9 protein-coding genes are annotated in these 12,986 nt (G+C 64.6%); 3 read left to right on the top strand and 6 right to left on the bottom strand.

Annotation, left to right across the window (positions count from 1 at the left end; translation table 11 throughout):
- Positions 1–10: 10 nt before the first annotated feature.
- Complete coding sequence (locus tag J5J10_RS08260) at positions 11–424, bottom strand: hypothetical protein (RefSeq protein ID WP_211929539.1); 414 nt, start codon at positions 422–424, stop codon at positions 11–13.
- Positions 425–635: 211 nt separating this feature from the next.
- On the opposite strand from J5J10_RS08260, the gene J5J10_RS08255 reads away from it, so the two are divergent.
- The gene (locus J5J10_RS08255) at positions 636–2,363 is read left to right on the top strand and encodes an ABC transporter ATP-binding protein (protein ID WP_211929538.1); all 1,728 of its coding nucleotides are present in this window, start codon (positions 636–638) and stop codon (positions 2,361–2,363) included.
- Between the two features lie 10 nt (positions 2,364–2,373).
- Here J5J10_RS08255 and J5J10_RS08250 read toward each other — a convergent pair whose 3' ends face one another.
- The 3 genes from J5J10_RS08250 to pdxY form a co-directional block, all read right to left on the bottom strand.
- On the bottom strand, positions 2,374–3,561 hold the full coding sequence (locus tag J5J10_RS08250; protein ID WP_211931181.1) for an AI-2E family transporter: 1,188 nt from the start codon (positions 3,559–3,561) through the stop codon (positions 2,374–2,376).
- Positions 3,562–3,670: 109 nt separating this feature from the next.
- The gene (locus J5J10_RS08245; RefSeq protein WP_211929537.1) at positions 3,671–4,012 is read right to left on the bottom strand and encodes a hypothetical protein; all 342 of its coding nucleotides are present in this window, start codon (positions 4,010–4,012) and stop codon (positions 3,671–3,673) included.
- Entirely contained in the window at positions 4,009–4,857 is an 849-nt protein-coding gene (pdxY, locus tag J5J10_RS08240) for a pyridoxal kinase PdxY (protein WP_211929536.1), read from the bottom strand. Before pdxY ends, J5J10_RS08245 begins: the two co-directional genes overlap by 4 nt.
- 277 nt (positions 4,858–5,134) lie before the next feature.
- On the opposite strand from pdxY, the gene J5J10_RS08235 reads away from it, so the two are divergent.
- On the top strand, positions 5,135–6,799 hold the full coding sequence (locus J5J10_RS08235; RefSeq protein WP_211929535.1) for a sensor histidine kinase: 1,665 nt from the start codon (positions 5,135–5,137) through the stop codon (positions 6,797–6,799).
- On the opposite strand, the gene J5J10_RS08230 is transcribed toward J5J10_RS08235, so the two are convergent.
- Together J5J10_RS08230 and J5J10_RS08225 are read right to left on the bottom strand one after the other, a co-directional pair.
- A complete protein-coding gene (locus J5J10_RS08230; RefSeq protein WP_211929534.1) occupies positions 6,792–7,751 on the bottom strand; it encodes an HD-GYP domain-containing protein in 960 nt (319 codons plus the stop codon). The two genes, J5J10_RS08235 and J5J10_RS08230, sit on opposite strands and share 8 nt — an antisense overlap.
- A gap of 203 nt (positions 7,752–7,954) precedes the next feature.
- Positions 7,955–12,034 carry a putative Ig domain-containing protein gene (locus J5J10_RS08225; protein WP_211929533.1) on the bottom strand — a complete coding sequence of 1,360 codons (4,080 nt, stop codon included), beginning with the start codon at positions 12,032–12,034 and terminating at the stop codon, positions 7,955–7,957.
- A gap of 303 nt (positions 12,035–12,337) precedes the next feature.
- Between J5J10_RS08225 and J5J10_RS08220 the strand changes: the two genes are divergently transcribed.
- Complete coding sequence (locus J5J10_RS08220; protein ID WP_211929532.1) at positions 12,338–12,958, top strand: hypothetical protein; 621 nt, start codon at positions 12,338–12,340, stop codon at positions 12,956–12,958.
- Positions 12,959–12,986: the final 28 nt, after the last annotated feature.

Here is a 12,986-nt window from a genome sequence, read left to right as displayed (position 1 = left end):
GTCGCTGGCGTTACTGGCCGACCTTCCGGGCGACCCAGGAATAGCTGTCGGAAATGACGTGCAGCGGCGCTTCGAACACCATCTTCACCTTTTCCTTGCCCGGTATCGCGAGTCGGACCGTGTCGAGCGCCCGAGCAGCAAGGCCCTTCTGCGCCGGCGAAGGTGCCGTCGGTGTTGCATCTGCCGTGTCCTGCGTCTCGGGCGCTGGCGTTGCCTCCGCCGTCACCGGAGCGGGCTCCGGCTCCTGGCAAACCGCAATCACGGTCGGATAGCCGGCATTGGTGAACCCGTTCAGAAGCTTCTCCGACGCCGCATGGCAGAGCTCCACGCTCACCCAGCGCTCCCGGGGCGAGTCGATGTAGTCGCACTGGCTGACCGCGTCATCGCAGCCGAGAATCGTCATGATGATGAGGGCAGTCTGCATGCTCTTCTAACCTCTTGCGGCGGCCGATAGCGCCACAATGCAGAGGATTGGGCCGGAAGCAAGACCGCTTGCCGCCCGCGTGACACTCAGCGTTGCGGTTCGGCCACGACCCGGCAAAAGCGGGCACGGATCGCAGAGGTGCGCTTGGCGTGCCCGGATTAACATGACAGAACACGGATAGTTTTCGACGATAGCCATTTTGGTGCTGATCATGCTCCGCCGATTCTTTGCCTATTACTGGCCCTATCGAGGCCTGTTCATCCTCGATTTCACCTGCGCGGTGCTGTCGGGCCTGCTCGAGCTCGGCTTTCCGATCGCGGTCAAGTCCTTCGTCGACGACCTCCTGCCCACCGGCCAGTGGGGCCTGATCATCGCCGCCTCCGTCGGCCTCCTGATGATCTACATCGCCAATACTGCGCTGATGGCGACGGTCACATATTGGGGCCACATGCTCGGCATCAACATCGAGACCGACATGCGCCGCATGGCCTTCAGCCATATCCAGAAACTGTCGTTCCGCTATTTCGACAACGAGAAGACCGGCCATCTGGTCGGACGCCTGACCAAGGATCTGGAAGAAATCGGCGAGGTTGCCCACCACGGTCCGGAAGATCTGTTCATCGCGATCATGACCTTCCTCGGCGCACTGGCGCTGATGCTGGCGATCAATGTCGAGCTGGCGCTGATCACCGCGGCGATCGTGCCGCTGATGGCCTGGCTGACGAGCCGCTACGGCACCCGCATGACCGACAATTTCCGCGCGCTCTTCGGCCGCGTCGGCGATTTCAACACCCGCATCGAGGAGAATGTTGGCGGTATCCGCGTCGTCCAGGCCTTTGCCAACGAGGAACACGAGCGCCGCCTGTTCGAGCGCGACAACCAGAACTACCGCACCACCAAGCTCGCCGCCTATCGCATCATGGCTGCCTCCACGTCGATGAGCTACATGTCCATGCGGCTGATCCAGATGGTCGTCATGGTCGCCGGCGCCTGGTTCGTGTTGAAGGGCGAACTCACCAATGGCGGCTTCATCAGCTTCCTGCTGCTCGTCGGCGTCTTCTTCCGCCCGGTCGAGAAGATCAACTCGGTGATCGAGACCTATCCGAAGGGCATTGCCGGCTTCCGCCGCTTTCTAGATCTGATGGATACCGAACCCGAGATTGCCGACGCGCCGGGAGCAGTGGAGGCGCCGCCTCTCCGAGGGGATATTTCATTCCGTAACGTCAGCTTCGGCTACACGCCCGACCGGACCGTCCTGTCCGGCGTCGATCTCGACATCCGGGCGGGCGAAACCGTCGCCTTCGTCGGTCCCTCCGGTGCCGGCAAGACGACGCTGTGCTCGCTTCTGCCGCGCTTTTACGAAATCAACGGCGGCGCAATCACGGTCGATGGCCTGGATATCCGCAAACTTAAGCTCGCCTCGCTGCGCGGCCAGATCGGCATCGTTCAGCAGGATGTCTTCCTGTTCGGCGGCTCGATCCGCGAAAACATCGCCTATGGCCGCCTCGGCGCCGGCGATGTCGAGATCATGGAAGCAGCGCGCCGCGCCCGTCTCGACGGCGTCATTGCCGCCATGCCCGATGGTCTCGACACCATCATCGGCGAACGCGGCGTCAAACTCTCCGGCGGCCAGAAGCAGCGCCTCGCCATCGCCCGCATGTTCCTCAAGAACCCGCCGATCCTGATCCTCGACGAGGCGACCTCGGCGCTCGACACGGAGACCGAACGCGCCATCCAGCAATCGCTCAATGAACTGGCCAAGGGGCGCACGACGCTCGTCATCGCCCATCGTCTCGCAACCATCCGCGATGCGGCGCGCATCGTCGTCGTCGACGGAAACGGCATCACCGAGACCGGAACCCACGAGGAATTGCTGAAGAGGGGCGGCGCCTATGCCCGCCTGCACCAGGCGCAGTTCGGCTCGATCGCCGCGGAATAGGGGCAGACCCTCAGCGCGACGAGGTTGCCTTGAGCGGCGCGGTCGTTTCCACCGTGGCGGTTTCCGGTTCGGCGAGTGCCGCGGCATCCTGCGGCGGCTCTGCGAGCTCGACCTCGCGCATCCATTCCCGCCAGATCGACACGATGAGCGCCATCAGCACCGGCCCGATGAAAAGGCCGAGAAAGCCCATGGTCTTCACGCCGCCGACCAGGCCGAAGAAGGTCGGCAGGAACGGCAGCTTGATCGGCCCGCCAACGAGCCTCGGGCGGATTGTCTTGTCGACGATGAAAAGCTCGACGGAGCCCCAGATGAAGAGCGCAACGCCGGAGACGTAGGAGCCGCTGGCGACGAGGTACACGGAAACCAGCGTGAACGACAGGGGCGCGCCGCCGGGAATGAGCGCCATGATGCCGGTCAGCACGCCGAGCGTCACAGGCGAGGGCACGCCCGCCAGCCAGTAGGCGATGCCGAGCACGATGCCTTCGCCGATGGCGATCAGCGTCATGCCTGTCACTGTGGACGAGATCGTTGCCGGAACGACGCGGGAAATGCGCTCCCACCTTGCCGGCAGGATGCGTTCGCCGAGCAGGTCGAGCTGGCGCGAGAAGCTTGCCCCGTCGCGGTAGACGAAGAACAGCGCGATCAGCATGAACAGGAGCGTCAGCAGCAGGTGGAAGATACCATCTCCGGCCGCGATCAGGGCACGATAGATATTGCCGATATTGGCGCCGCTGACGATCTGGATGAGTTCGCCGATCGCGCCCGGCGCACCCACATGGGCCGCCCATTTTTCGGCAAGCCACGGACCGACGGCCGGCAGCGCCACGATCCAGTCCGGCGGCGGCGCGCCGACCCGGTTGACCTCCAGCGTCCAGCCGATCCACTGGCGCAACTCGTCGATCGTATAGCCGATCGCGATGGTGATCGGCACCACGAGAAAACCGATGATGAAAAGCAGCGCCAGCGTCGCGCCGAGGGTCGTGCTGCCGCCGATCCTGTCGAGCAGACGGCGGTAGAGCGGCCAGCTGGCAAAGGCGATCACCAGCGCCGCCAGCACCGGCACAACGAAGCCGTGGAAGAAGTAGATGGCGGCGATGACGATCAGCACCAGCAGCCAGCGGGCGGCCGAAATCGGCGTGATCAGCGCGCTGCGGCTGGCCGCCGCCGTCTGGCCGAGCCATCTCTGGGCTTTCGGCATTGTCTTCTGGTCGGCCTTGTCCACGTGATTTCCGGGTTCCGTTGGCGTCGCCCTGCATATGGTCCATTATCGGCCGTCCTGCAAGCGCCGGTCCTGACCGGCCGGATCATTATGGGGTCGAACGGCAAACAAAGGGTAGAAACGAACTCGCCGTCCCGAATCCCATTGCCGCGATCGTCAGCGCATTGGCAAGCTCGATGTCCTTGTCCGAGACGGGGCAAACATCGGCGCCGCTGGAGCAGCCGTCCGAGATGAATTTGCGATTGCCGGAGACGAAGTCAGCGGTAACGCCTTCCGGTCCGACAAAATCGAGAAGCTCGTTGAAGGCGCGGTCGTAGCGGACGCATTTCTCTACCGTCCAGGCGTCCGTGCTGCTCTCCTGCGCCGGGACTGGAGTGGGAAGCACGGCGACGGCCGTAATGAGTGAGAGGACGAAGCGGTGACCGCTCAAAGCGCCGTCACCGTCTGCGCCGCCGGATGGGCGAAGTCGTCCTGCGCGGCGATCAGCGCCAGCTCGCGACGGCCGGCGGCCCGCGTCTTCTGGAACAGCGCGAAGATGCTTGACGCCGTCTTCGAAAGCGCAGTGTCGAGCGAGGCGCCCGACAGGATATGGCCGAGGAATAGCGCCGAGGTGCAGTCGCCGGCACCGTTCGGCGCCGGATCGAGCGGCAGGCGAGGGGTGGACACGAGGAACTGATGTCCGGCCTTCGAGGATGCGAGCATCTGGATTTCCGTATCGGCCGTCTGGTCGTGGATCAGCGACGTCACGAGCACGATCTCCGGCCCCATGGCATGCGCCCGCCGCGCCGCCTCGCGCGCATCGCCGAGCGTCGCGATCGTCATGTCTGTCAGGAATTCGAGCTCGAACTGGTTCGGCGTGATGATGCCCGCCCGCGCCAGCGCCCGGTCGCGGAAATAGTCGGGTATCCCCGGCCGCACGAAGAAGCCCCGCCCGACATCGCCCATGACGGGATCGCACAGCCACTTGACGCCAGCCGGCAGCCGGTCGAGCAGGTCGAGAATGATCTGCCCGATCGCCGGGTCGCCAAGATAACCTGTCAGCAGGCCGTCCACCGTATCGAGCACGCCGAGCTTCTCGAGCCCGGTGACCACATCCTCGATATGCGCGGCCGAAAACACCTCGCCCGTCCAGCTGCCATAGCCCGTGTGGTTTGAGAACTGCACGGTGTTGATCGCCGTCACTTCGTGACCGAGCCGCTGCAGCGGAAAGACGGCCGCACGGTTTCCGACATGCCCGAAGGCGACATGGGACTGGATCGAAAGGATATGGGACATGGGCAGGCCGTGGATTGGAACGATGGCGAAAAGTCGAAATGGACATCCTCTTTAGCCGGGTTGCGGCCATCGCGCCAAAGAGAATTTGTCCCGGTGACATCTCTGCGCGCCGCCGGTCACCTGTTCCATCCTGACGCGACTCCGTGAGGGGTCCGGCATCAACCCCGCCGTCCGTCGGCAATAGGGGGATACAACAGAGAAAAACATGCTACATAAACCTTCAGGCCGGGGGGCTGAATCACGGGGGTCAAGGCACGTACGAACAGGACGACAGGACTTGCGTTATCTGAATGTCTTTCGCCGCAGAGGCAGAGCCGGCGTAAGGTCCTACATGGTGGGCCTCGCATTGATCACCACCCTGCCGCTTGCGGTCTTCTCGCTGGTGATCGTCGGGCAATCGCGCAATGAGGAGCTCCGCGCGCTTCAGCTGCGCGCCCAGCAGGAAGCCGACACCTACGCCCGCATGGTGGAACGCCAGTTCCACGACATGACGACAACGCTGATGGTGCTCGAAACCTCTCCGGAACTGCGCACGCGCGATTTTGCCGATTTCCACGCTCGCGCGACAGCGGCGCTCGCCCGCAGCGACTGGTATATGATCGTCGTCGACGAAACCGGGCAGCAATTGCTCAACACGCGCGTGCCCCGGGGGCAACCTCTCGGCAAGACCAGCAACATGGAGGCCCTGCAAGACACACTCGCGCGTGACGAGCTCGTCGTTTCGAACCTCTTCTTCGGCCGCACGAGTTCGCAATTCGTCTACAATGTCATGAAGCGGGTCGAGTTGGCCCAGGGTGAGGGGCGACTCGTCATTATCCTAACTCAGGCTGCGGCCGACATGGATCGGATCATCGACGGTCGGAAAGCGTTGGAAGGCTGGACCTACAGCATCATCGACGGCGCCGATCGGATGGTGGCTTCCAACACGGAGACGGCGCCCGGCGAGCCGGTTCCGCCTCAATTGCTCGCCGCCGCCCGCACGCCGCTTGAGGACCGACTCCAGCGGCGCGGCGAAATGCTTGGCTATTCCCGCATCGGCCTGACGGAATGGCAGGTGCTCGTCGAGGGACCGGCCGGCGCCGACGATACGATTTTTGCCTCGGTGTTGAACACGCTCGTCCTGGCCGGTCTCGCCTGCTTCCTGCTGTCGCTGGCGAGCGCCGCGATCTTCGGCCGCAAGCTCCGCTGGGCGATCGACCTGGTCGCCGACCGAGCCGATGGCGTCGGGCGGGGCGAGATCGTCTCGCCGCTCGACACTGGCATCCGCGAGATCGACGAGGTGTCCAAGGCGCTCTCCAATGCCTCCTTCGACCGCCACCAGGCCGAAGAGCGCCTGCAACTGGTTCTCAGGGAAATGGCGCATCGCACGAAAAACGTCATCCTCGTCGCCCAGTCGCTGGTGCGCCAGAGCGCCCGCTACAGCGACGACAAGGAGAGCTTCGTGACCGCCATCACCGGTCGGCTGCAGTCCTTCGCCGCGTCGCTCGACCGACTGCTGTCGGAAGCGGCGACCGCGCCGACTTTCCGCGATCTCGCCATGGTGCAGCTCGGCAGCTTCGTCGAAGGCGAGGAGCGCCTGACCCTCGACGGACCGGATTTCCCCGTCACCATGGAGGCCGTCAAGGAGATCGGCATGGTGCTTCACGAACTGGCGACCAATGCGATGAAATACGGCGCCTGGTCCGGCCCTGCGGGACGCGTCGAATTGTCATGGACGGAGGAGGTTCTCGACGGCGAGACCCGCATCCGCGTCCTCTGGCGCGAACGCGGCGGGCCGCCGCCATCGGGCGACGCGCGCAAGGGCTTCGGCTCGCTGCTGATCCGTTCGACCATTCAGAGCCTGCGCGGAACCGCGCTCGGCGATTACAGGGAGGATGGGGTCGTGTGGACCATGGACCTTCCGGCCGATCGCATCCGCGCCGCCGGCCAGACGGTCAGTTGATCGTCCCGTTGACGACCATGCGCGAGACGAAGCGCTTTATCAGGTCGGGGTCGAAGTGCCCGTGCGCCTGCAGCATCCGTTCCACTGCTTCCGCCTGCGTCCAGGCCCGCTTGTAGGGCCGAACCGTCGTCAGGGCGTCATAGACGTCGCATATCGCCGCGATCCGCGAAGCATAGGGGATCGCCTCGCCCTTGAGGCCCTGCGGATAGCCGCTGCCGTCGAATTTCTCGTGGTGAAAGCGGCAGATGTCGAGCACCTCGGTCGAGAGACCCTCGGTTCTGGCCAGCATCCGGTATCCCCGTTCCGGATGGCTGCGGATGATGGCCAGTTCGTTGTCGTTGAGGGAACTGTTTTTCTTGAGCACGCCCTTCGGGATCGCCATCTTCCCGATATCGTGCACCAGTCCGCCGAGGCCGAGTGAACGCACCGTATCCTCGTCCAGCCCGAGCGTGCGTCCGAAGGTTATCATCAAGGCGCTCACCGACAGAGAGTGGAGGAAGGTTCCCTCGTCCTTTTCCTTGAGCTTCAGCAGGCTGATCATCGCCGCCGCGTTGTCGACCGCCTCCATCATCACCGCGTCGATGGCGATGCCCGCGCCCTCGGCGTCAAACGCCTTGTCCGCCTGCGCTGCCCGGAGCAGGTCCCTGACATGCGGCACGGTTTCAGCGATCGCCGCCTTGGCGCGGTTGATCTGCCTTTTCGAGTAGACGCCGATCAGTCCGGCTTCGTATTCGGCGCGGTTGAGCCGCGGGAATGCCGCGCCGTCGATGTCCACGCCCTTGCTGACGTCGATCACCGCGCTCATCGCCTTGCAGGCGAGCAGCGACTTGAGCTCCGCCATCGAATTGATGAGAAAGTGTTGTCGGATGGCGACCGCCTTGGGATCGCGCGCTTCGATTTCCTCGACATACATGCCGGGGCGGAGCTGGTGCAGGTGGATTCTCTTTTTCATGTTGGCGAGCGACACACGAAGCGGGTTCCGGTGCTTGTCCGGCGCCGTCGCGATAGACGCGACAGGACCGGACATGCGAAAGCTTTGCCGTCGGCTCGTGAACAAAATCCTAATCGGTAATGTAAAAGACCGTCATATGACGATATGTCGGTCCTAGTCCCAAATTTGGTCAGGAAAGGCCGCTGTCGCGGCCTCTCGGAACCTTAGAACTGCCGGGTGAAATCGATGTTGAAGCGCTGCCCCTTGAGCCCGTCGCCGTCGAACGTCGCCTTGTAGCGGCCCGAGAGCGTGCCGCCGCTTCCCGAGGCGAAGGTGAGGCCGAAGCCGACCGAGGCGCTGTTGCGGCGATCCTCGGAGCCGGGCACGACATAGTCGATCGGCCAGCCATCCGCATAGGTGACGGTGGTGTCGCTCGTGCCAAGGAAATCGTGCGAGAAGTCGAGCTCCAGTTCCGGCGTCAGCACGCCGTCCTCCAGCAGGATGTCGTAGCCGAAGGTCACGCCGAGTGTCGCCGTCAGGCTGTCGGCGGTTTGCGAGCCGATCGCCGCGTTCTCCCAGCCCGCGCCGGTTTCCTCGACGCTGTCGAGGAACGACCTGGAGGCGCCGAGCCGTGCATAGGTCGACATCGATAGACCGCCGATCTGGTGGTCGTATCCGCCGGTGATCGCGCCGTAGACCTGCCACCCGCCGCGATCGGCTTCCGCTTCCGAGCCGGTGGCCGAGGTCACGCGGACCGAGTTGAAATCGAGCAGGCCCGCGCCGACGAGGCCGTCGACGAAGAACCCGCCGCCCGGCTGGTAGAGACCGTAGACCGTTGCGCTTGCCGCCCGGTTGAGGCTGGTCGTGCCGTCCGTGCCGATATCGGTCCGGTCGCGCGACACGCCGACGGCAAGGCCGCCGATGAAGGTCTCGTCGAAGCGGTAATCGACACCCGCCGTCAGCGCCACGGTGGCGTAGTCGAAGGCGCTGGCGCCTGCGATATTGTCGCCGTCGCCGAGCGCAATCGAGCCATTCGCCCAGAAGGCGAGATCGCCGCCGGCGATCGGCGAGCAGCCGGCATTCGCCGTCACGGGCGCCGAGCCGTCGGCCCCGTCGGAGAGCGACAGCGAGGCGCTGTTTTCCAGGCAAGCCTTGCCGCGTAGCGAGCGCAGGTGATCGGTCACATTGTCGATCTGGCCGTCCGCCAGCCGCTTCGCCGCCGAGGCCTGCGCCTCGATGAGGCCGATCAGGTCGGCATCCTCGTTGAGCACCGGACGGGCCGCGATCATCAGGCTGATCGCCGCCGGCGCCGAGGTTCCGGTGGCACCCGTCAGCGTATAGGTGATGGTCGCGGTGCCGCTGAACATCGGATTGGCGGTGAAGCGCAGCTGGTAGCGCCCGGCCGCCTGTGCCGCCGCGATTGCCGCGTTGCCATCCGTCGCCGCCGTGTCGCCAAGCGTAATCACCGCCGTCCCTGATTCGGGCGGCGACAGTGACAGCAGCTTCGCGTCGGTGAACGGTCCGCCGGTCGCGCCTTCGGTCAGGTCGATGATCGTCGTCAGCCCGGAAACCACCGCCGAGGTCTTGCTCGGCGCCACCGGCAGGGCCGGATCGATGACAAGGGTCACGGCGGCGCTGCTCGATGCCCCGAGCGCGTCGGTCGCCGTGATCGCCAGGGCAAATTCGCCGTCGACAGCAGGCGTGCCGGAGAGCGTCGCCGTCGCAGTGTCGAACGAGAGACCCTCGGGCAGGGTGCCTGACACTGCGAAACTGTAGGGCGCCGTCCCGTTCGCGGCGGTGAAGGCCTGGCTGAAGGCTTCAGCCTGCCGCAGCGTTAGCCGTCCCGTCGGCGTCACCGCGATATCGGGCGCTCCGACCATCACCGTCACGGTCGCGGCAGCCGAGGTCCCCGTCGCATTGCTGGCCGTGTAGGTGAAGCTCTCGGCGCCGGAGTAACCCGCGGCCGGCGTGTAGCTGATCGCAGTGCCGCTCACCGTCGCCGTCCCGTGCGAAGGCGCCGAGGCAATGGCGACGCTGGCAGCGGCGCCGCCGGACAGATTGACCGGGATCGCGTTGGCGCTGCTGTTCGCCGCCACGCTGGCGCTCACATCGCCCGCCACAGGCGCGGCGACCGCGACGCCCAGCGTATAGCTCCGGCTGCCCGTTGCGCCGTAGGCGTCGGTTGCGGTGATCGTGAACGAGGCGCTCTCGTCGCCGGCCGGCGTCCCCGAGATCGTTCCGTCGCTGGCAAGCGTCAGCCCGTCGGGCAAATCGCCGGCGGTGATCTCAAACGTGTAGGGCGCAGTGCCTTCGGCCGCCGTGACCGTCGCGTCATACGCCACGCCACCCGTGGCCGCCGGAAGGCTGGAGGGCGCAACCGCAAGCGTCGGCGCCGAGACCGTCACGGTAACGGTCGCCGAAGCAGAGGTGCCGGAGGCATTGGTCGCGGTGTAGGTGAAGCTATCTGAGCCCGAATAGCCGGCTGTTGGCGTATATGTAATGGACGTGCCGCTTGCGCTCGCCGTGCCATGCGACGGGTCCGAGGCGATGGCAACGCTGCTCGCCGCGCCACCGGACAGGGTGAGTGCAATGCCGTTCTCGCTGCTGTTTGCCGCCACCGTCGCGTTGACCGCGCCTGCGACGGGCAGGGCGATGCCGGTGGTGATCGTGTAGCTCCTGCTGCCGGTCGCGCCATAGGCGTCCGTTGCTGTCACCGTAAATGCGGCACTCTCCTCTGCAACCGGCACCCCGGACAGCGTCCCGTCGCCTGAAAGCGTCAGCCCGTCGGGCAGGGCGCCGCTAGTTACCTCGAAACGGTAGGGCGCGGTTCCGGCCGAGGCCGAAAGTGTCTGGTCATAGGCGACGTCGGCCGTTCCGCCGACAAGCGTTGACGGTGCTATCGCAAGCGTCGGCGCCGCAACCGTCACCGTGACGGTCGCCGCCGCCGACGTGCCCGACGCGTTGGTTGCCGTGTAGGTGAAGCTGTCGGTGCCCGAATAGCCGGACGTTGGGGTATATGTGATCGACGTGCCGCTGGCGCTTGCCGCTCCGTGCGCCGGTGACGATGCGATGGCGACGCTCGTCGCGATACCCCCACTGACCGCCGTCGTGATGGCATTGCCGTTGCTGTTGGCCTCGACGGTCGCGTTTACATTGCCGGCCACTGGCGCTGCAAGCACGACGTTGACGCTGTAGACCCGATTGCCGGTCGCCCCGTAGACATCGGTCGCCGTCACCGTGAAGGTCCGGCTTTCAGCCGTGGTGGGCGTACCGGAGAGAACCCCGGCGGGCGAAAGCGAAAGACCGGATGGCAGCGCGCCTGACGTGACCGCGTAGCTGTAGGGTGCGGTACCGTTGGCGGCCGAAAGCGTCTCCTCGTAGGCTATGGTGGTTGTGCCATCGGGCAGCGTGGTCGGCGAAATGGCAAGCGTCGGCGGCGCTACCGTGATGGTGATCGTGGCGGTATCGGAGAGCCCGCTTTCGCTTTCGGTCACCGTGAAGGTAAAGCTGTCCGGGCCGGAATAGCCTGCGTTCGGCCGGTAGGTCACGGCATATTGGGAAAAACCCGTTGTCCCGTGCGATGCGGCGGAGACGCCGGAAATGGACTCGGAATCGGATAAGCCGAACAGCATGGAAACGGTCAGGCTGTTTGCCGAAATCGGGCTGGAATAGTTTCTCGCCGACGGTCCTACCTTCAGCGTCATGCTCTGGAAGCTGGAATAGCCGTCGGCATTGGTCGCCTTGAACGAAAAGCTGGAGCTGCCGGACTCGCTCGGAGTGCCCGATATTTCACCCGTCGAGGCGTTCAACGTGAGTCCGGAGGGTAGCGAGCCATCCTCTATCGAATAGGTGATGTCGCCCGATCCGGCGCTGAAGGTCGCGGTCACGGACTGGCTGTAACTTTCGCCCTTTTTGGCATGGGGCCAGGTGCTGGCGGAGAAGGTGATCCGCGGCTTCACCGAAATATAATGCGTGTCCCGGGCGACAACGTTCGACGACATTCCTTCGTAAGCGGTTGTCGTGATAACCTGCATCCCGAGATATCCGGCATCAGAGATGAAAATCAGGTCCACCGTGGTGTCGAGGGTCGCATCTGTCCTGCCGTGAATGCCGTTGGGGTAGTCGTAGCCGATGGAATTCTGCCCATAGCTGTTGACCGTGATCCGGATGGCCTCGCCGCTGAACGCATCGTAGTAGTAATCCGTTGCTCTGGCACTGGTCTGCGACAGACAGACGAGGAAGGCGAGCGCGGCAAGAGCGAGACAGGAGAAACGTCGAAAGTGGCTGGTGATGGAAATGAACATCTTACGTACTGCTCTTGCGCGTGGGCGCGTGCTCAATCGGAACGGCTGAAAAATCTGGGCCTGGCGCACCTCTAGCGGGGACGCGAGCCGACCGGTCGTCCAAAACTGGTCCAATCGCGCAAAGCGATCGGCCAAAAATGGACGTGTGCGGAACATTTGCGGCACGGTGAGCCTTGTTGCTCGCGCCCGCGCGCAACGCGAGAGTCACCGGAACGCCGGCCCGCGCTTGAGCGGATCGCTGCATTAGGAAACAATGAACCGCGCGGCAGCTATGTTAGGACGGAAAATCTTCGGAGAACTGTTTTGATCGATCGGTATATGGGCGCGGTATTGTTGTTCGGGTCAGCCCTTACGCTGGCCGTCGACACGGCGGATGCTGAGGACAGCCGGCCGGCCGATGACGCGATCGACCAGGCCGTGTTCGGCGTCGTTGGTGCGATGACACAGGGCGACATGGGACAGAGCGCCAATCCCTTCACCGTGGGCTACGAGGACCATCCCGTCGTCGGCTTCGGCTATCAGTTTTTCCCCTATAGCATCGGCGAGGTCAAACTCGGCCTCGAGGCAGGACTTGCCGGCCGCTTCGGCGGCGATGCCAGCGCCGAAATCTGGGGTGGTCTGGTGGCGCGCTACGACGGTTTCGTGATCGCCGACAAAGTCCGTATATCGCCGGCCTTCACCTTCGGTATCAGCCACGTCACCGGAACCATGGAGGGCAGGGAGCAGGACAACGAGGACAGCCGCAAGAATGGTGACGCCAGCACGCTGTTCTATCTGGGACCCGAGATCAGCCTGTCATCGGTCGACAACCCGAACCGCGAGATCTTCTGGCGCCTGCACCACCGCTCCGGCGCCTGGGGCACGCTGGGCAACATGGAGGGCGGCTCGAACGCCAACCTCCTCGGCGTCCGCTACCGGTTCTGACCGGCTCGTATCCCGCCGCCAGACCTCG

Source organism: Ciceribacter sp. L1K23 (genome assembly GCF_018122705.1).
GTDB lineage: Bacteria > Pseudomonadota > Alphaproteobacteria > Rhizobiales > Rhizobiaceae > Allorhizobium.
Note: the sequence above shows the minus strand (reverse complement) of the source record. Positions and strands in the feature narration are given on the sequence as shown.